We start from the raw sequence: 19140 nt of genomic DNA, 5'->3' as shown, positions 1-19140 counted from the left end.
CAGGAAACACAAGTGGGTTGAGAAAACCTTCCGCGACACGGCTGCACCGATTGGCGGATGCGACACGGGCCTGTAAAGGGCCCACGCAATTCCGCGATTGTGCCACCGTTTGCGGCTTGAGAGGAAAAAATCTGTGCTTGTCTCCTGAGCCCTGTAGGCCAGCGCTTGGGGCTCGCGGGGGGCCGTGAGAGGCCACCGCCTAGCGCCGGTCCGGGCTAATTTTGCGGCACAGTTTGAGCCTCGTTGTTGACGGGAAGCTGACCGCTGGTGCCGACGTTGACGCTGCCCGCGCCCACCGATACCCCCACGCCCACGCCGACACGGCCATCGCTGCCCACGCCCACGCCTACCGAGGCGCCACGGCCCAAAGGCACCGCAACCCCGAGGTTGACGCTGGCGCAGCCCGCGAGCACCAGCGCCAGCGCCACCAGCGCCAGGCCGCGCAGCGCAGCGGTGCCACGCAATCCAAACCTACCCATGGTGTGCACCTCCAAACTTCGCAATGGCGTCATTCTGACAGCTGCGGCGCCTGGGTGCCGGAATGCGCTCACAGCCCAGCCCCCCAGCCCCTCAGCCCAGCGCCGCGATCACCTGCGGCGGCGCCTGCACCAGCTCGATCAGCACGCCTTCGCCCGAGTAGGGAAATTCGGCGCTGGCCTTGGGGTGCATGAAGCAAATGTCGTGACCGGCTGCGCCCTTGCGGATGCCCCCGGGGGCAAAGCGCACCCCCTGCGCCGTGAGCCACTGCACGGCCACGGGCAAGTCGTCCACCCAGAGCCCGATGTGATTCAGCGGCGTGCCGTGCACCGCCGGCTTGGCCTGTGGGTCGATGGGCTGCATCAGATCGACCTCGACCGCGTGCGCCCCGCGCCCAAGGGTGCAGATGTCTTCATCGACGTTTTCGCGTTCGCTGCGAAAGCTGCCCGTGACTTGCAAGCCCAGCAACTGCACCCAGAGCTGGCGCAGGCGCTCTTTGTCGGGGCCGCCGATGGCGATCTGCTGCACGCCCAGCACCTTGAAGGGACGGGGAGTGCCGCAACGCTCCGGCGCCGGGCCGGCCGGATCCGCCCCCTCGGGGGGCAGCGACCCACGCAGCGGTGGCGCGTGGGGGCCGCTCACTGCTCGAACTCCACGATGGGCTGATCGACCACCAGGCTTTCGCCCTTGGCCGCCAGCACCCTGGCCACCACGCCGTCGGCGGCGGCAAAGAGCACGTTTTCCATCTTCATGGCCTCGATCACCGCCACGCGCTCGCCGGCTTGCACCCTTTGGCCCGGCTGCACCGCCACGTCCACCAGCAGCCCCGGCATGGGCGAGAGCACGAAACGGCTCAGGTCGGGCGGCCGCTTGAAAGGCATGAGGCGGTGCAACTCGGCCATGCGCGGCGAGACCACCATGGCCTGCAGGCGCGCGCCGTTGTGCTGCAGCACCAGCGCCAGCGGGTTGCCGGGCGCGCCGCGCTCGATCTGGGCCGTGAAGGGCTGCTGGTTGCAGTGGCCGCTGATGACGATGTCGTTGAGGCGCGAAAGCGAGCGCAGCTGGTAGTGCCGCGCCCCCACGCGCACCGAGGCGCAGCCGCTCTCGCCCACGAACTCGTCCACGTGCACCGGGGTGTAGCGGTGCGCGCCATCGGCCGCCAGGCTGATGACCACGTAATCCTGCCCCACCTTCACGCCATAGCCCGGCAACTGGCCCGAGAGGCCGGTGGCGCGCTCGCGGCTCTTGCGGCGCACGAAGGCGGCCAGCGCCAGCAGAAAATCGGGGTCGGTGTGCGGCACGTCCTCGGCCCTGAAGCCGTGCGCGTAGTGCTGGGCGATAAAGCCGGTGTTGAAGTGACCCGAGACGAAGTCTGGGTGCGCCAGCAGGGCCGACTGGAACGGGATGTTGCTGCCGATGCCGCGGATCACAAAGCCGTTGAGCGCCTCGCGCATGCGCGCAATCGCGTCGGCACGGTCGCGGCCGTGCACGATCAGCTTGGCGATCATCGAGTCGTAGTGCATCGGGATCTCGCCGCCCTCGAACACGCCAGTGTCCACGCGCACACCGCCAAAGGCGGCGCTGGCAGCGTCCGCGCTGGCCGGGGTGCCGTTGGCAAAGGGCGTTCCCGCTGCAAAAAGCGTAGGCTGTGGCGGGTTGAAGCGCCGCAGCCGCCCGGTGCTGGGCAGAAAATTGCGCAATGGGTCTTCGGCGTTGATGCGGCACTCGATCGCCCAGCCTTCGCGCTTGACCTCGGCTTGCGTCAGCGGCAGCGGCTCGCCGGCGGCGACACGGATCATCAGCTCCACCAGATCGAGCCCGGTGATGCACTCGGTCACCGGGTGCTCGACCTGCAGGCGGGTGTTCATCTCGAGGAAGTAGAAATCCTGGTCTTTGCCGACCACGAACTCGACCGTGCCCGCGCTCTGGTACTGCACGGCCTGCGCCAGCGCCACCGCCTGCGCGCCCATGGCGCGGCGCGTGGCCTCGCTGATGAAGGGCGACGGCGCCTCTTCGATCACCTTTTGGTGCCGGCGCTGGATCGAGCACTCGCGCTCACCGAGGTAGATCACGTGGCCGTGCGCGTCGCCCAGCACCTGAATTTCGATGTGGCGCGGCTCTTGCACAAATTTTTCGATGAACACGCGCTCGTCGCCAAAACTGTTGCGCGCCTCGTTGCGGCAGCTGCTGAAGCCCTCGAAGGCCTCTTGGTCGTTGTAGGCCACGCGCAGCCCCTTGCCGCCACCGCCCGCGCTGGCCTTGATCATCACCGGGTAGCCGATGCCCTGCGCGATCTGCACCGCCTGCTCGGGCGTGCCGATGGCGTCGTTCCAGCCCGGAATGGTGCTCACGCCGGCGGCTTGTGCCAGTTTTTTGGAGGCGATCTTGTCGCCCATGGCGGCGATGCTGTGCGCCTTGGGGCCGATGAAGACGATGCCCTCGGCCTCGCAGCGGCGCGCAAAGTCTTCGTTTTCGCTCAAAAAACCGTAGCCGGGGTGCAGCGCCTGCGCGCCGGTGGCGTGGCAGGCGGCGAGGAGCTTGTCGGCCGCCAGATAGCTCTCGCGGCTGGGCGCGGGGCCCAGCAGCACGGCCTCGTCGGCCAGCTTGACGTGGCGCGCCTCGCGATCGGCCTCGGAATACACCGCCACCGTGGCGATGCCCATTTTTTTGGCCGTGGCAATCACGCGGCAGGCGATTTCACCTCGATTCGCGATCAGGATTTTCTTGAACATCGGGTACGCTCCTTGGGCCGTCACAGCGGAATGTTGCCGTGCTTGCGCCACGGGTTGTCGAGTTTCTTGTCGCGCAGCATGACCAGCGAGCGGCAGATGCGCTTGCGCGTTTCGTGTGGCAGGATCACGTCGTCGATGTAGCCGCGCGCACCGGCGACAAAGGGGTTGGCAAAGCGCGCCTTGTATTCGGCCTCGCGCTGCGCCAGCCGGGCCGGGTCTTTCTTTTCTTCGCGAAAGATGATCTCGACCGCGCCCTTGGCGCCCATGACGGCAATTTCGGCATTCGGCCAGGCCAGGTTGACGTCGCCGCGCAGGTGCTTGGAGCTCATCACGTCGTAGGCACCGCCGTAGGCTTTGCGCGTGATCACGGTGATCTTGGGCACCGTGCATTCGGCATAGGCATAGAGCAGCTTGGCGCCGTGCTTGATGATGCCGCCGTACTCTTGCGCCGTGCCGGGCATGAAGCCGGGCACATCGACGAAGGTGATCACCGGGATGTTGAAGGCATTGCAAAAGCGCACGAAGCGCGCCGCCTTGATGCTGCTCTTGATGTCGAGGCAGCCGGCCAGCACCAGCGGCTGGTTGGCCACGATGCCCACGGTCTGGCCGTCCATGCGCGCAAAGCCGACGATGATGTTTTGGGCGTAGTCGGGCTGGAGTTCGAAGAAGTCGCCATCGTCCACGGTTTTGAGGATCAGCTCCTTCATGTCGTAGGCTTTGTTGGGGTGGTCTGGCACCAGCGTGTCCAGGCTCGGTTCGGCGCGGTCGATCGGGTCGCCGCTGGGGCGCAGCGGGGCTTTTTCGCGGTTGTTGAGCGGCAGGTAGTTGTAGAGGCGGCGCAGCATCAGCAGCGCCTCGACGTCGTCGTTGCACGCCAGATCGGCCACGCCGCTGCGGCTGGTGTGGGTGCTCGCACCCCCGAGTTCTTCGGCCGTGACTTCTTCGTGCGTCACGGTTTTGACCACTTCGGGGCCGGTGACGAACATGTAGCTGCTGTCCTTGACCATGAAGATGAAGTCGGTCATGGCGGGCGAATACACCGCGCCGCCGGCGCACGGCCCCATGATCAGGCTGATCTGCGGAATCACGCCGCTGGCGCAGACGTTGCGCTGAAACACCTCGGCGTAACCACCCAGCGAGGCCACGCCCTCCTGGATGCGTGCGCCGCCCGAGTCGTTGAGGCCGATCACCGGCGCCCCGACCTTCATGGCCTGATCCATGATCTTGCAGATTTTTTCGGCGTGGGCCTCGCTCAGGGCGCCGCCAAAGACGGTGAAGTCCTGGCTGAAAACGAACACCAGACGGCCGTTGATCATGCCGTAGCCGGTGACCACGCCGTCGCCGGGGATGCGCTGCTCGGCCATGCCGAAGTCGCTGCAGCGGTGTTCGACGAACATGTCCCACTCTTCAAAGCTGCCTTCGTCGAGCAGCACTTCGATGCGCTCGCGCGCGGTGAGCTTGCCTTTGGCGTGCTGGGCGTCGATGCGCTTTTGCCCACCGCCGAGGCGGGCGGCGGCGCGCTTGCGCTCCAGTTGGTCGAGGATGTCTTGCATGGGACTGTGGGCTCCGGGGGGTTGGACTGGAATGTCAAGGGGGGCACGCGGCGGCTGGCGGCGCGGGCGCTTGCGGGGGTGGTGCGGGTTCGAGCAGCGCCAGCAGCTGGTGCGCAGCGCTCGACGGCGCCAACTGCCCGGCCTGCACCTGCTGCGCCAGCGCGGGCAGGCGCACCCGCACCTGCGGGTGGGCGGCAAAGCGCTGCTTCAGCCCGGCCTCGATCAAGGCCCACATCCAGGCGCTGGCCTGGCGCTGGCGCCGCGCCTGCCACTGGCCGTTGGCCTGCTGCACGCGCCGAAATTCGGTCACCGCCGCCCAGAAGGCGTCGAAGCGGTGCGCGCTGGGGGGTGTGGGCGGCGCCTGCGCGGCGGCGCCTGTGGGTTGCGCCCGCGCGGCGCTCAGGGCGCTGAACTCGAGCACCTGCGGCTGCCATGCGGGGGCGCGCTGCGCACTGGCGGTTGCGTGGGTTGCGCTCGCGTCGCTTGCATCCGCCTCGGGCGCGGGCGCGGGCTCGCCGTGCCAGCCAAACAGGCGCAGCGCCGCCACGATCTGCGCCCGGGCCCGGGTGGCGGCGGCCGGGTCGAGGTCGGCCTTGTTGATCAGCACCAGGTCGGCCAGCTCCATCACGCCTTTTTTGATCGCCTGCAGCTCGTCGCCGGCGTTGGGCAGTTGCAGCAGGCAAAACAGGTCGGTCATGCCGTGCACGGCGGTTTCGCTCTGGCCCACGCCCACGGTCTCGACGATCACCACACCGTAGCCGGCGGCTTCGCAGAGCAAAATGGCTTCGCGCGTTTTTTCGGCCACGCCGCCCAGTTGGCCCCGGCTCGGGCTGGGGCGGATGTAGGCGCGCTCGTCGCTGCTCAGGCGCTCCATGCGCGTTTTGTCGCCCAGTATCGAGCCGCCCGAGACGCTGCTCGACGGGTCCACCGCCAACACCGCCACGCGCTGCCCCTGGCCGATCAGGTACAGGCCCAGGGCCTCGATGAAGGTGCTCTTGCCCACCCCAGGCACGCCGCTGATGCCCAGCCGCAGGCTGCGTCCGGTGTGCGGCAGCAGCGCGTCGAGCAGCGCATGGGCCTGCAGGCGGTGCTCGGCGCGGCTCGATTCGATCAGCGTGATCGCCTTGGCCAGGGCGCGGCGCTGCGCCGCATTGGGCGGCCCCAGCAGATCGGGCAGGAGGGCGTGCATCACCAAAGATCGAGTCGGACTGAGACGGCCATGGCGCTTACCCCGCTGTTGCAATACGGTCTTGACTGTATGACAAACCTGGGTCGGCGCTCAAGCCAGCGCCTGCTTGATCTGCTCGAGCACGTCCTTGGCGCTGGCCGGGATCGGGGTGCCAGGGCCGTAGATGCCCTTGACGCCGGCCTGGTACAGGAAGTCGTAGTCCTGGCGCGGAATCACGCCGCCCACAAACACGATGATGTCGTCGCCACCCTGGCGCCTGAGGGCTTCGATGATCGCGGGCACCAGCGTCTTGTGGCCCGCCGCCAGCGTGCTGATGCCGACCGCGTGCACATCGTTTTCGATCGCCTGGCGCGCGCATTCTTCGGGCGTCTGGAACAGCGGCCCGATGTCGACGTCAAAACCGAGGTCGGCAAAGGCCGTGGCCACCACCTTGGCGCCGCGGTCGTGCCCGTCCTGGCCGAGCTTGGCGATCAACACCCGCGGCTGGCGGCCTTGGGCCTGGGCAAACTCGGCGATCTCGGCCTGCAGCCGTGCCCAGCCTTCGGTATGGTCGTAAGCAGCCGCATACACCCCGGTCACCTTTTGTGTGTCGGCGCGGTGGCGCCCAAAAACCTGCTCCAGCGCATCCGAGACCTCGCCCACGGTGGCGCGCAGCCGCATGGCGCGGATCGAGAGCTCGAGCAAATTGCCCTGCCCCGACTCGGCCGCCGCCGTCAGCTCGGCCAGCACCGCCTGCACCGCCGTGCCGTCGCGGCTGGCCTTGATGGCTTGCAGGCGCGCAATCTGCTGCTCGCGCACCTTGTGATTATCCACTTCCAGAATGTCCACCGGCGCCTCCTGCTCGAGCCGGTATTTGTTCACGCCCACGATCACGTCGCGCCCCGAGTCGATGCGGGCCTGTTTTTCGGCCGCGCTGGCCTCGATGCGCAGCTTGGCCCAGCCGCTGTCCACGGCCTTGGTCATGCCGCCCATGGCCTCGACTTCCTCGATGATCGCCCAGGCCGCGTCGGCCATGTCCTGCGTCAGCTTTTCCATCAGGTAGCTGCCGGCCCAGGGGTCGATCACGCGCGTGATCTGGCTTTCTTCCTGGATGATGAGCTGGGTGTTGCGCGCGATGCGCGACGAAAACTCGGTCGGCAGCGCGATCGCTTCGTCAAAGCTGTTGGTGTGCAGGCTCTGCGTGCCGCCAAACACCGCCGCCAGCGCCTCGATGGTGGTGCGCACGACGTTGTTGTACGGGTCTTGCTCGGTCAGGCTCCAACCGCTGGTCTGGCAGTGCGTGCGCAGCATCAGGCTTTTGTCTTTCTTGGCGCCAAAGCCCTGCATGATGCGGCACCAGAGCAGACGCGCCGCGCGCATCTTGGCGATCTCGAGGTAAAAGTTCATGCCCACCGCCCAGAAAAAGCTCAGGCGGGGCGCGAAGTCGTCCACATCCAGCCCCTTGGCCATGGCGGTGCGCACGTACTCCTGCCCATCGGCGAGCGTAAACGCCAGCTCCAGCGCCTGGTTGGCGCCGGCCTCCTGCAGGTGGTAGCCGCTGATGCTGATCGAGTTGAACTTGGGCATCTGCTTGGCGGTGTAGGCGATGATGTCGCCGATGATGCGCATCGAGGGCTCAGGCGGGTAGATGTAGGTGTTGCGAACCATGAACTCCTTGAGGATGTCGTTCTGGATCGTGCCGCTCAACTGCTCCTGCGCCACACCCTGCTCTTCGGCCGCCACCACGTAACCGGCCAACACCGGCAGCACGGCGCCGTTCATGGTCATGCTCACGCTCACCTGCCCGAGGTCGATGCCGTCGAACAGGATTTTCATGTCTTCGACCGAGTCGATCGCCACCCCGGCCTTGCCCACGTCACCCGTGACGCGCGGGTGGTCGCTGTCGTAGCCGCGGTGCGTGGCCAGGTCGAAGGCCACGCTCACACCCTGTCCGCCGGCGGCCAGCGCCTGGCGGTAAAAGGCGTTCGATTCTTCGGCGGTAGAAAAACCGGCGTACTGGCGGATGGTCCAAGGGCGCACCGCGTACATGGTGGCTTGCGGGCCGCGGATGTAGGGCGCAAAACCGGGCAAGGTGTCGGTGTAGGGCAGGCCTTGCAGGTCGGCGGCGGTGTAGAGCGGCTTGACGCGCAGGCCTTCGGGCGTGATCCAGTCGAGCGCATCCACCGCTCGCCCCTTGAGCGACTGCGCTGCAGCGGCTTGCCAGTCTTGGAGCGCAGCCGCCTTGAACTCGGAACCCGACATGAACCACTCTCCTTGCACCGGACCCATGGCCGGCAAGCCCACACGCACGCACCGCGCCGACCCCGTGCCGGCGCACGCGCCCATTCTACACCATGATTCATAATTATCGATGCAAAATCCAATCGAGCGTACAATCCCTGGTCAGCTCGGTGCAAGCTTTGCCCACGGCTTGCGCACTTGCCCCTGTTCAAGCTCCAGCACCCGCAAACGCCCGCCATGACCCGACACGGCCCGACTTTGACTCCCCGCCCTTCATAGTGCAGTGTCTCGCAAATACCTCGACATGAAACCGCGTCTTCTTCCGCCATGCCGCGTTGCAAGCCCTTGCCATATGCACCATATGGCTGCGGGCTTGCGCCTTGCCTGGCGCAAGAATCCATCGGCTTCATCCTGTCAAGCCATTTGCGAGACACTGCACTAGCCGCTCCCATGTCCGCTGCCACCGCACTCGCCCCACGCACCGCCCTCTATCAGGAAGTGGCCGAGCGGCTGCGCCAGCGCATCTTCAGCCGCGAACTGGCCCCCGGCAGCTGGATCGACGAGCTGCGCATCGCCCAGGAGCTGGGCATCAGCCGCACGCCGCTGCGCGAGGCGCTCAAGGTGCTGGCCACCGAAGGCCTGGTGACCATGAAGCTGCGCCGCGGCGCCTACGTGACCGAAGTCTCGGAGCAAGACCTGCGCGAAGTCTATGAACTGCTGGCGTTGCTCGAAGCCGACGCCGCCGCCGCTGCCTGCAGCCGCGCCAGTGCGGAGCAACTGCAGCAGCTGCAAGACCTGCACCAGCAACTCGAGGCCGCTGCCGATGCGCAGACCGGCGCGCGCGAACGCTTTTTTGCTCTCAACGAAGCCTTTCACCGGCAACTGCTCGACATTTCCGGCAACCGCTGGCGCGCCCAAGTGGTGTCCGACCTGCGCCAGGTCATGAAGCTCAAGCGCCATGGCTCGCTCTTGCGCGAGGGCCGCTTGCACGAGTCGCTGCTCGAACACCGTGCGCTCATGGCCGCAATCGGGCAGCGCGACGCGGCCGCCGCCCGCAGCCTCATGGCCCAGCATTTCGAGCATGGGATGCAGGCCGCCATCTGATTTTTCTGTTATATTTTTTCATTCTGGTGCCGCGCTCTGGCCCACGACCACTACCAGGGTGGTGACCAATCGCCTCTAGTGTGGTGTTGCGCGCTTGATGGGACAAATAAAACCGATGGATTTTTGGCCCTGCTTAGGCGCAAACCACAGCCATAGTGCCACTATGGCGCGGATTTGCAACGACAGCAGGGACGAAAAGGCGCGGTTTTATGTTCCAGATAGCGCGCAACGCCACACTAGAATCCCCTGGTCATGGCCATTGAACTCTACAACCACAAAAATCACGTCTGCCTGATGTTCGCGCACCTGAGCGACGAGGGCGGCGAAGCGGTGCAGGCCAACCAGTTTCTGATCGTTGACGAGCAGCAAGGCGCCATCATCGACCCCGGTGGCAACGTGGCTTACAACGAGCTGCTCCTCAGCATCAACCGCTTTTTTCCGCCCCACAAACTGACCGAAATCCTGGCCTCGCACGCCGATCCGGACATCATCGCTTCGCTCGATCGCTGGATGACCAGCACCCAGGCCACGCTGTACATTTCGCGCCTGTGGGAGCGGTTTGCGCCGCATTTCTGCAAGCCGGGCAAGACCGCCGGGCGCATCGTTGGCATCCCGGATGCGGGCATGCGCATTCCGCTGGGCCGCAGCGAGATCGTGGCGCTGCCGGCGCATTTCATGCACGCCGAGGGCAACTTTCAGTTCTGGGATCCCGTCAGCCGCATCCTGTTCTCGGGCGATCTGGGCGTGTCGCTGGGCACCTCGGCCGACGCCGCCCAACCCATCACCTCGCTGGCGCCGAACCTCCCCCGCATAGAGGCTTTTCACCGCCGCTACATGGTCTCGCAAAAGGTGCTCAGGCTATGGGCCAACATGGCCCGCCAGCTGCTGCCCATCCGCATGATCGTGCCGCAACACGGTGCGCCGCTGAGCGGCCCGGCGGTGCAAGAATTCATCGACTGGATCGAGACCCTGAGCTGCGGCATCGACCACCTGACGCAAGCGGACTACGCCATTCCCAAGTGAGCGCGGCAGCAAAGCGCTGCGTCTGCCCGCCCCTTGCCTGTCAGGCGTGACGGCGCGGGCCGGGTCGGCCTTCAATGCGAAGACCGGCCTTTTCCTGCCCATGCCATGCCCTCACTTCATCGCGCCGGCGGCCACAGGCGTGCGGTATGCACCAAGGCCAGCACCCAAACCGTGCCGCCGTCGATCTCATACACCAGCCTGTAGCTTTCGTGCGGTATCAGCTCACGGGTGCCTGCGATCTTGCCCGCCTTGCCCATTTTTGGATGCGCCGCCAGCCGGGCGGCGGCAGCGCTGAAAAGCTCATCCATGCGAACGGCCGCGCCGGGGTTGTCGGCCGCGATGCAGTCCCAAATGTCGGCGCGGTCTTGTTCCGCTTCTGGCGTCCAGACGACGATCACGCCTGGCCCGCCGCCACCTGGTTGCGCCTGGCAGCGAACGCGGCCTCGACTTCATCATTCGGCCGGCCCCGGCCGGCACGCATCGAGGCGCGGCCGGCTTCGACCTTGCGCCGCAGATATTCGTCGCATTCGCGGGCCTGACGGCGCTGCTCGATGTAGCCGCGCATCAGCTCGCGCATGACCTGGGAGGCCGGCCGATCTTCGCCGGCCACCTCGGCCATGAAGTCGGCGCGCAGCTCTGGCTCCAGCTTCATCGTGAAAACGGCTGCTTTCGACATGGTGCGCTCCTTTGCCAAGGTACTGACGCAGTATATACCCAGTCTACCCATCGCGTGTCAACCTTGGGGCCTTCAGGCTGCTAAAATCGACGCAGGTTTTTTGGCCAACCCAAGCGCCCGCCAGCTGCCGGGATTGTGCAGGCATTGTGGCCTTTTCTGCCCGTAGCTCAGCTGGATAGAGCAACGGCCTTCTAAGCCGTAGGTCACAGGTTCGACCCCTGTCGGGCAGGCCAATATCTGCAAAAATACACCCCCATGACCGTTACCCTCAAGGACGCCGCCGGCATCGAAGGCATGCGCCGCGCTGGCCGGCTCGCCGCCGAAGTGCTCGACTACCTCGGCCCGCTGGTGCAGCCCGGCATCAGCACCAACGAGCTCGACCGGCTGGCGCACGACTACATCGTCGGCGTGCAGCAGGCCATCCCGGCGCCGCTCAACTACGCGCCCGGCGGCTATGCGCCCTACCCCAAAAGCATCTGCACCTCGGTCAACCAGGTGATCTGCCACGGCATCCCCAACGACAAACCACTCAAACGCGGCGACATCGTCAACATCGACGTCACCGTGATCAAGGACGGCTGGCACGGCGACACCAGCCGCATGTTTGCGGTCGGCGGCGCAGCCCCGGCGGCGCTGCGCCTGTGCGCCATCACCTACGAGGCAATGTGGAAGGGCATCGAGCGCGTGCGCCCAGGGACACGGCTGGGCGACATCGGCTACGCGATCCAGCAGCACGCCGAAGCCGCCGGCTACTCGGTGGTGCGCGAATTTTGCGGCCACGGCATCGGGCAGCAGTTTCACGAAGAGCCGCAGGTGCTGCACTACGGCAAGCCCGGCACCGGGCTGGCGCTGCAGGCCGGCATGACCTTCACCATCGAACCCATGATCAACCAGGGCCGGCGCGAGATCCGCGAAATGGGCGACGGCTGGACCATCGTCACCAAAGACCGCTCGCTCTCGGCGCAGTGGGAACACACGGTGCTGTGCACCGAGACCGGTTTCGAGATTCTGACGCTCTCGGCCGGCTCACCCCCGCCACCGGGCCGCGCCCCAGCGGGCCGGCCGGCCTGACACCCGTCCCCTGCTGGCGCGGGGCACACTCCCCTTGAACCGCACCCCTGCCATGCCACCCGCCAGCCCCCCAGTTGCAGCGCCTGCGCTGCGCCAGCGCTACCACGAGAGCCGGGCGGCGCTCTGGGCGCAGATCGGCAGTTGGCAAGGGCCGGCGCGCGGCATCCACGCCCCCCTGCGGCGGCTGGCGCGGCTGGCCGACGACACCTTGCGCCAGCTCTGGCGCCAGGCGGCGCTGCCACCGGGCTGCACGCTGGTGGCCGTGGGCGGCTACGGGCGGGGCGAGCTGTTTCCGCGTTCCGACATCGACGTGCTGCTGCTGCTGCCCGAGGCGCTCGAGCTCGAGGCTCAGCCGGCCGTCAAGGCGGCGCTGGAAGCCTTCATCGGCGCCTGCTGGGATGTGGGCTTGAGCATCGGCTCCAGCGTGCGCACGCAAGCGCAGTGCCTGCAAGAAGCGGCGGCCGACGTCACGGTGCAGACCGCCCTGCTCGAGAGCCGCTGGCTGGCCGGGGCGCGCAAGCCCTTTCAGTTGCTGGTCTGCGCCTTGATCGACGCCCTGGACGCGCGCGCCTTCATGCAGGCCAAGCTGCTGGAACAACGCCAGCGCCATCAAAAATACGAAAACACCCCCTACGCGCTCGAGCCCAACTGCAAGGAATCCCCCGGCGGCCTGCGCGATCTGCACACCATCCTGTGGCTGGCCAAGGCAGCGGGCCTGGGCCATTCGTGGGATGAACTGGTGCAGCGCGGCTTGGCCACGGCGCTCGAGGGCCGCCAGCTCAAGGCCAACGAGGCGCTGCTGAGCCTGATCCGGGCCCGCCTGCACGTGCTGGCCGGGCGCTGCGAAGACCGGCTGGTGTTCGACTTGCAATCGGCGCTGGCGCAGGCCTTTGGCTACCGCGCCGAACCCGAGACCGACGACGCCCACAGCCCCAAAACCCTGCACGCCCGACGCGCGCGCCGCGCCAGCGAGGCGCTGATGCGGCGCTACTACTGGGCCGCCAAGGCCGTGACGCAGCTCAACGAAGTGCTGCTGCTCAACATCCAGGAGCGCATCGATGCCGGCGAGTGCGGCACGGTGCAGCCCCCGACCCCCATCAACGAGCGCTTTCTGGACAAGGGCGGCATGCTCGAAGTGGTGCATGACGACCTGTACTGGCAGCAGCCCGAAGCGATACTGGAAACCTTCCTGCTGCACCAGACCGCACCTGGCATCACCGGGCTGTCGGCGCGCACCCTGCGCGCGCTCTACAACGCCCGCGGGCTGATGAACGCCGCCTTCAGGCGCGACCTGCGCAACCGCACCACCTTCATGCGCATCCTGCAGCAGCCCAGCGGCATCACGCACGCCTTCAGGCTCATGAACCAGACCTCGGTGCTGGGGCGCTACCTGTGGGCCTTTCGCCGCACCGTGGGGCAGATGCAGCACGATCTGTTCCACGTTTACACCGTCGATCAGCACATCCTGATGGTGCTGCGCAACGTGCGCCGCTTCTTCATCCCCGAGCATGCGCACGAATACCCGTTTTGTGCGCGCTTGGCCGCCGGCTGGGACAAGCCCTGGCTGCTCTACCTGGCGGCGCTGTTTCACGACATCGGCAAGGGCCGCGGCGGCGACCACTCCGAGGTCGGCGCGCGCGAGGTCGCCAGCTTTGCGCGCCAGCATGGCCTCGAGCGCGCCGACGCCGAGCTGATCCGCTTCCTCGTGGCCGAACACCTGAGCATGAGCCGGGTGGCACAGAAAGAGGATCTGTCCGACCCAGACGTGATCGCCGCCTTCGCGCGCCGCGTGGGCAGCGAACGGCGCCTGTGCGCCCTGTACCTGCTCACCGTGGCCGACATCCGTGGCACCAGCCCCAAGGTCTGGAACGCCTGGAAAGCCAAGCTGCTCGAAGACCTGTACCACGCCACCTTGCGCGTGCTCGGCGGCGGCGCCCCCGACCCAGCGGCCGAAATCGAAGCCCGCAAACGCGAGGCGCTGGCCCGGCTGGCGCTGCACGCCTTGCCACAGCAGGCGCACCAGCGGCTGTGGCAGCGGCTCGACGTGGGCTACTTCATGCGCCACTCGGCCGACGAAATCGCCTGGCACACGCGCCAGATCAGCAAGGCCCTGCACGAGCGCACCACGGCCCATGGCAGCGAGCGGCCCGCGGCGGACGTGGGCGTGGGCGTGGGCCCGGCCCCCTTGGTGCGCGCGCGCCAGTCGCCCGCCGGCGAGGGTTTGCAGGTGCTGGTGTACACCGCCGACCACGCCGAACTGTTCGTGCGCGTGTGCGCGTATTTCGATCGCGGCGGCTTCAGCATCCAGGACGCCAAAATCCACACCACCCTCGACGGCTTTGCGCTCGACACCTTTCAGGTCTTGCCCGCCAGCCTGCCCGAGCAGCATCGGGAGTGGATCGCGCAAGTGGAAAACGACCTGCCCCTGGCGCTGCAACGAGGCGGCCCCTTGCCTGCGCCCGGCAAAGGGCGGCTGTCGCGCCGCGTGAAGAGTTTTCCGATCGTGCCGCGCGTGGGCCTGCAACCCGACGAGAAAGGCCAGCGCTGGCTGCTCACCGTGTCGGCCAGCGACCGCATCGGGCTGCTGTACGCGATTGCGCGCGTGCTGGCGCAGCACCAGGTCGATGTGCAACTGGCCAAGGTCAGCACGCTGGGCGAGCGCGTCGAAGACACCTTCCTGATCCGCAGCCCACAGCTGCATCTGGCGCGGGCGCAGGCGCAACTCAACCACGACCTGCTGGCCGCGCTCGAGTCGGAAGACTAGCCGCCCGCTACCCCGGCGCCAGCAGCGCGCGCAACCCCGCTTCGTCGAGCACCGGCAGCCCGAGCGCCAGCGCCTTGTCCAGTTTGCTTCCGGCTTCGGCACCCGCCACCACGCAGTGCGTCTTTTTGCTCACCGACGCGCTCACCCGGCCGCCGGCGGCCTCGATCAGGGCCTGCGCCGCCTCGCGCGAGAGCGTGGGCAGGGTGCCGGTGAGCACCAGCGTTTTGCCGCTCAGCGGCAGCGCGGCGGCGGGGGCCGATTCTGCTGCGGTCGCTGCGCCAGACGCTGCCGGCTCTGGGCCGGCAGCGCTGCCCAGAGCCCCTGTCTCGCTCCACTGCAGACCCAAGGCGCGCAGCTGCTCCAGCCACTCGAGGTGCTGCGGCTGGCGAAAATATTCGTACACGCTTTGCGCCACCACCGGCCCCACATCGGGCACTTGCAGCAACTGCTCCACACTGGCCTGTTGCAGACGCTGCAGGCTGCCAAAGTGCTGCGCCAGGTCTTTGGCCGTGCGCTCGCCCACATGGCGGATGCCCAGCGCGTAGAGCAGGCGCGCCAAGGTGGTGCGTTTGGAGGCCTCGATCGCCTGCGCCAGATTGAGCGCCGATTTGTCGGCGATGCGCTCGAGCCCGGCCAGATCGTCCACGCTCAGGCGGTACAGATCGGGCAGGCTGCGCACCTGTTGCGACTGCACCAGCTGCTCGACCAGCTTGTCGCCCAGGCCCTCGATGTTCAGGGCGCGCCGGCCCACGGCGTGCAGCAGGGCCTGTTGGCGCTGCGCCGCACAGGCCAGGCCAGCGCCGCAGCGCTGCTCGGGCGAGTCGGGCTCGCGCCGCACGGCGGCGCCGCACACCGGGCAGGCCTGCGGCATCTGCCACGCCGGGCCACGCGCCGGCGCATCCGGCGCGTTGGCGCTCAGCACCGCCACCACTTCGGGGATCACATCGCCGGCGCGGCGCACGATCACGGTGTCGCCCACGCGCACGTCCTTGCGCTGCACCTCCTCGGCGTTGTGCAAGGTGGCGTTGGTCACCGTCACACCACCCACGAACACCGGCGCCAGACGCGCCACCGGCGTCAGCTTGCCGGTGCGCCCCACCTGCACTTCGATCGCCAGCACCTGCGTGCACTGCTCTTGCGCCGGGTACTTGTGCGCCAGCGCCCAGCGCGGCTCGCGCGTCACGAAACCCAGCTGCTGCTGCAGCTCGATCCGGTCCACCTTATAGACCACGCCATCGATGTCGAAGGGCAACTGGTCGCGCAGGGCGCCGATGCGCTGGTGATACTGCACCAGCTCTTGCGCCCCGCGGCAGCGCTGCACCAGGTCGCACACCGGCACACCCCAGTCGCGCAGTGCCAGCAGGCCCTCGTACTGGCTGGCAAAGGGGGGGCTTCGCCCCAGCCGTAGGCAAAAAAGCTCAGGCGCCGCCCGGCCGCCGCCGCTGGGTCGAGCTGGCGCACCGCCCCGGCGGCGGCATTGCGCGGGTTGACAAAGGTTTTTTCGCCTTTGGCCCCGGCCGCGATGCGCTCGCGCTGGCGCTGGTTGAGCGCCTCAAAGTCGGCGCGGCGCATGTAGACCTCGCCGCGCACTTCCAGCAGCGCCGGTGCCGGGCGCAGGCGCTGGTCGAGCCGCAACGGGATCTGAGCAATGGTGCGCACGCTGTGCGTCACGTCCTCGCCCGTGCTGCCGTCACCGCGGGTGGCGGCCTGCACCAGGCGCCCGTCCTCGTAGCGCAGGTTGATGGCCAAGCCGTCAAACTTGGGCTCGGCCACGTACTCCAGCGCCGTGTCGGTGGCTGTGAGGCCGAGCTCTTTGCGCAGGCGCGCATCAAAGGCCTCGGCGCCGCTGGGCTGGGTGTCGGTTTCGGTGCGGATGCTCAGCATCGGCACCCGGTGCACCACCGGCGCAAAACCCTCGCGCAGCGGCGCCCCCACGCGCTGGCTGGGCGAGTCGGGCGTTACCCATTCGGGGTGCTGGGCCTCGAGCGCGAGCAGCTCCTGCCACCAGGCGTCGTACTGGGCATCGGGCACTTCGGGCGCGTCGAGCACGTGGTACAGGTGGGCGTGGTGGCGCAGCAGTTCCCGCAGGGTGTGCAGGCGCTGGCGGCGCGCAGCGGCCTCAGGTGCGAATTCTGGCGCGGTTTCCAAGGCGGCGTTGGGATCTGGAGCGTTCATGAACGGCGATTGTCCCATTGCTGGGCCCAGTCCAGGCCTCACACAGACCCTGCAGCGCATTTGGAAAAGTCACACAAGTTTCACAATGGCTCTGCATCATGGGGCCTGTGCTGCGACGCCGCCCCGGTGTGCGTGCAGCGGTTTGGGGGTCCTGGTTTTTTGATTCATCCTTGCGGAGTTCGCCACATGCAAAGCAAACGTGCCTTCCTTGCGCTCACCACAGCCGCCGCCTTGGCTGGTGTGGTGGGTATTTCGACCGCCTGGGCCCAGACGCCCACCACCGTGCGGGTCGATGGCTCCAGCACCGTGTTCCCGATCTCGGAAGCGGTGGCCGAAGAGTTTCAGCGCGCCCAACGCGGCGCGGTGCGCGTGACCGTCGGCACCTCCGGCACCGGCGGCGGCTTTCGCAGCTTCTGCCGTGGCGAACTCGACGTGACCGGCGCTTCGCGCCCGGCACGCCCGGCCGAGATCGAAGCCTGCCGCGCCGCTGGCATCCGCTTCATCGAACTGCCGGTGGCCTTCGACGCCCTCACCGTCGCCGTACACCGCGACAACACCTGGGCGCGTCAACTGACGGTGGCGCAACTGCGCACCATCTGGGAGCCGGCAGCCACCGGTCGCATCACCAACTGGCGTCAAGTCGATCCGGCCTTCCCGGATCAGGCCCTGACCCTGTTCGGCCCCGGCACCGCCTCGGGCACCTTCGACTACTTCACCGAAGCCATCATGGGCCGCAGCGGCCAGAGCCGCACCGACTTCATGGCCAGCGAAGACGACAACGTCATCGTCATGGGCGTGTCGCGCAACCGTGGTGCCCTGGGCTACTTCGGCATGTCCTACTACCTGGCCAACCAGGACCGCCTGCGCTCGGTCAACATCGTGCCCGCCGCTGGCGGCGCCGCCGTGGCCCCGACCATGGAAAACGTGATTGCCGGCACCTACCAGCCGCTGGCGCGCCCGCTCTTCATCTACATCGCCGAGCGTTCGCTGGCTCGCCCCGAAGTGCGCCAGTTTGCCGAGTTCTTCTTGGCCAACGGTGCGCGCCTCTCGCGTGAAGTCGGCTTCGTGCCGCTGCCGGCCGAGGCCTACACCATCGCGGCCGGCCATCTGCGTGAAAACCGCCTGGGCACCCGCTTCGCTGGCGGTGAGCCCACCATCGGCGTGCGCATTCAGGACGTGATGCAGCGCGCCCCGCGCTGATCGTTCCTCCATCTGTATCCAAGCCTAGGTTTTCAGCTTGATGAGTCCCACGCGCTCCCGCTTCCACCCCCAAAAGGGCCGCCACGTCATGGAGCGCGTGGTTCAATCCATCTTATTCTTGGCGGCGGTATCCGCCATCGCCATCACGGTTGCGGTGGTCACGATTCTCGTGGTCGAGTCGATGGCGTTTTTCCGCCATGTCTCGATCTGGGACTTCCTCACCGACACCCAATGGACGCCACTCTTTTACGAGCCGCGCTACGGCATTTTGCCCCTGGTTAGCGCCACCATGGTGGTGACTTCGATCGGCTTGCTGGTCGCCATCCCGCTTGGCACCCTGGTGGCCATTTATCTGGGTGAGTTCGCTCCGCACAAGGTGCGTGAAACCGCCAAACCGGCGCTCGAAATGCTCAGCGGCGTGCCCTCGGTGGTGTACGGTTATTTCGCGCTGTTGCTGGTCACGCCGGTGCTGGCGCTGTTCATACCCGGGCTGCAAGGCTTCAACATGCTCTCGGCCGGCTTGGTCATTGGTGTGAGCATCGTACCGTTCGTGAGCTCCATGAGCGAAGACGCCATGCGCGCCGTGCCCATGGACATCCGCGAAGGCTCCTACGCCATGGGTGCCACGCGCTTTCAAACCGCCTGGCTGGTGGTGTTTCCGGCCGCGCTGTCGGGCATCATTGCCGCCTACATTCTGGCCATGTCGGTGGCCTTGGGCCAGACCATGATCGTGGCCATTGCCGCCGGCCAACAAGCCAACCTGACACTGGACCCGACCCAGCCCGCCGCCACCATGACGGCCTACATCGCGCAAGTTTCAATCGGCGACGTGGCCCACGGCACACTGGAATACCAGAGCATTTTCGCCGTCGGCCTGGTGCTCTTGCTCATGACGCTGGCGCTCAACGTATTGGGGCATTACCTGCGCCGTCGTTTCCGCGAAAACTACTGATCAC

General features: G+C 67.2%; 14 protein-coding genes, 1 tRNA gene and 1 pseudogene. 7 read left to right on the top strand and 9 right to left on the bottom strand.

The annotated features are described in order from the left end of the window. Positions 1-215 precede the first annotated feature (215 nt). From AAAZ40_RS06060 to scpA, 6 genes are all read right to left on the bottom strand, one after another. Positions 216-479, bottom strand: coding sequence for a hypothetical protein (locus AAAZ40_RS06060; protein WP_476661639.1), 264 nt, complete (start codon positions 477-479; stop codon positions 216-218). A gap of 91 nt (positions 480-570) precedes the next feature. Next, on the bottom strand, positions 571-1083 hold the full coding sequence (locus AAAZ40_RS06055; RefSeq protein ID WP_476661700.1) for a VOC family protein: 513 nt from the start codon (positions 1081-1083) through the stop codon (positions 571-573). Between the two features lie 32 nt (positions 1084-1115). Further along, positions 1116-3209: an ATP-binding protein gene (locus tag AAAZ40_RS06050; protein ID WP_476661638.1), complete on the bottom strand. Its 2094-nt coding sequence runs from the start codon at positions 3207-3209 to the stop codon at positions 1116-1118. 20 nt (positions 3210-3229) lie between these two features. After that, on the bottom strand, positions 3230-4762 hold the full coding sequence (locus AAAZ40_RS06045) for an acyl-CoA carboxylase subunit beta (RefSeq protein WP_476661637.1): 1533 nt from the start codon (positions 4760-4762) through the stop codon (positions 3230-3232). Positions 4763-4796: 34 nt separating this feature from the next. After that, entirely contained in the window at positions 4797-5951 is a 1155-nt protein-coding gene (gene meaB, locus AAAZ40_RS06040) for a methylmalonyl Co-A mutase-associated GTPase MeaB (RefSeq protein WP_476661636.1), read from the bottom strand. A gap of 90 nt (positions 5952-6041) precedes the next feature. Then, positions 6042-8192 carry a methylmalonyl-CoA mutase gene (gene scpA, locus AAAZ40_RS06035; protein ID WP_476661699.1) on the bottom strand — a complete coding sequence of 717 codons (2151 nt, stop codon included), beginning with the start codon at positions 8190-8192 and terminating at the stop codon, positions 6042-6044. A gap of 429 nt (positions 8193-8621) precedes the next feature. Between scpA and AAAZ40_RS06030 the strand changes: the two genes are divergently transcribed. Further along, positions 8622-9275, top strand: coding sequence for a GntR family transcriptional regulator (locus AAAZ40_RS06030; protein WP_476661635.1), 654 nt, complete (start codon positions 8622-8624; stop codon positions 9273-9275). Positions 9276-9527: 252 nt separating this feature from the next. Continuing rightward, positions 9528-10298 carry an oxygen-binding di-iron domain-containing protein gene (locus tag AAAZ40_RS06025; protein WP_476661634.1) on the top strand — a complete coding sequence of 257 codons (771 nt, stop codon included), beginning with the start codon at positions 9528-9530 and terminating at the stop codon, positions 10296-10298. A gap of 116 nt (positions 10299-10414) precedes the next feature. Here AAAZ40_RS06025 and AAAZ40_RS06020 read toward each other — a convergent pair whose 3' ends face one another. Next, entirely contained in the window at positions 10415-10696 is a 282-nt protein-coding gene (locus tag AAAZ40_RS06020) for a type II toxin-antitoxin system RelE/ParE family toxin (RefSeq protein ID WP_476661633.1), read from the bottom strand. Next, on the bottom strand, positions 10693-10974 hold the full coding sequence (locus AAAZ40_RS06015) for an antitoxin of toxin-antitoxin stability system (RefSeq protein ID WP_476661632.1): 282 nt from the start codon (positions 10972-10974) through the stop codon (positions 10693-10695). Before AAAZ40_RS06015 ends, AAAZ40_RS06020 begins: the two co-directional genes overlap by 4 nt. 156 nt (positions 10975-11130) lie before the next feature. Between AAAZ40_RS06015 and AAAZ40_RS06010 the strand changes: the two genes are divergently transcribed. The 3 genes from AAAZ40_RS06010 (at position 11131) to AAAZ40_RS06000 (ending at position 14809) form a co-directional block, all read left to right on the top strand. Then, positions 11131-11207 (top strand) — tRNA-Arg (locus tag AAAZ40_RS06010). 4 nt (positions 11208-11211) lie between these two features. Next, entirely contained in the window at positions 11212-12045 is an 834-nt protein-coding gene (gene map / locus AAAZ40_RS06005; protein WP_476661698.1) for a type I methionyl aminopeptidase, read from the top strand. A gap of 52 nt (positions 12046-12097) precedes the next feature. Next, positions 12098-14809, top strand: coding sequence for a [protein-PII] uridylyltransferase (locus AAAZ40_RS06000; protein WP_476661697.1), 2712 nt, complete (start codon positions 12098-12100; stop codon positions 14807-14809). A 7-nt stretch (positions 14810-14816) separates the two neighbouring features. Here AAAZ40_RS06000 and ligA read toward each other — a convergent pair. Beyond that, positions 14817-17002 (bottom strand): annotated as a pseudogene (gene ligA / locus AAAZ40_RS05995) (NAD-dependent DNA ligase LigA). A 168-nt stretch (positions 17003-17170) separates the two neighbouring features. On the opposite strand from ligA, the gene AAAZ40_RS05990 reads away from it, so the two are divergent. Both AAAZ40_RS05990 and pstC read left to right on the top strand, forming a co-directional pair. Then, entirely contained in the window at positions 17171-18184 is a 1014-nt protein-coding gene (locus AAAZ40_RS05990) for a PstS family phosphate ABC transporter substrate-binding protein (RefSeq protein ID WP_476661631.1), read from the top strand. A 40-nt stretch (positions 18185-18224) separates the two neighbouring features. Then, positions 18225-19136 carry a phosphate ABC transporter permease subunit PstC gene (pstC, locus tag AAAZ40_RS05985; RefSeq protein ID WP_476661630.1) on the top strand — a complete coding sequence of 304 codons (912 nt, stop codon included), beginning with the start codon at positions 18225-18227 and terminating at the stop codon, positions 19134-19136. Positions 19137-19140 lie beyond the last annotated feature (4 nt).

This window comes from Serpentinimonas sp. SMBJO2, assembly GCF_056341105.1.
Note: the sequence above shows the minus strand (reverse complement) of the source record. Positions and strands in the feature narration are given on the sequence as shown.

Coding starts and splice junctions, on each gene's coding strand:
- AAAZ40_RS06060 (WP_476661639.1), bottom strand. CDS start 479: ATGGGTAGGTTTGGATTGCGTGGCACCGCTGCGCTGCGCGGCCTGGCG.
- AAAZ40_RS06050 (WP_476661638.1), bottom strand. CDS start 3,209: ATGTTCAAGAAAATCCTGATCGCGAATCGAGGTGAAATCGCCTGCCGC.
- AAAZ40_RS06045 (WP_476661637.1), bottom strand. CDS start 4,762: ATGCAAGACATCCTCGACCAACTGGAGCGCAAGCGCGCCGCCGCCCGC.
- meaB (WP_476661636.1), bottom strand. CDS start 5,951: ATGCACGCCCTCCTGCCCGATCTGCTGGGGCCGCCCAATGCGGCGCAG.
- scpA (WP_476661699.1), bottom strand. CDS start 8,192: ATGTCGGGTTCCGAGTTCAAGGCGGCTGCGCTCCAAGACTGGCAAGCC.
- AAAZ40_RS06030 (WP_476661635.1), top strand. CDS start 8,622: ATGTCCGCTGCCACCGCACTCGCCCCACGCACCGCCCTCTATCAGGAA.
- AAAZ40_RS06025 (WP_476661634.1), top strand. CDS start 9,528: ATGGCCATTGAACTCTACAACCACAAAAATCACGTCTGCCTGATGTTC.
- AAAZ40_RS06015 (WP_476661632.1), bottom strand. CDS start 10,974: ATGTCGAAAGCAGCCGTTTTCACGATGAAGCTGGAGCCAGAGCTGCGC.
- AAAZ40_RS06000 (WP_476661697.1), top strand. CDS start 12,098: ATGCCACCCGCCAGCCCCCCAGTTGCAGCGCCTGCGCTGCGCCAGCGC.
- AAAZ40_RS05990 (WP_476661631.1), top strand. CDS start 17,171: ATGCAAAGCAAACGTGCCTTCCTTGCGCTCACCACAGCCGCCGCCTTG.
- pstC (WP_476661630.1), top strand. CDS start 18,225: ATGAGTCCCACGCGCTCCCGCTTCCACCCCCAAAAGGGCCGCCACGTC.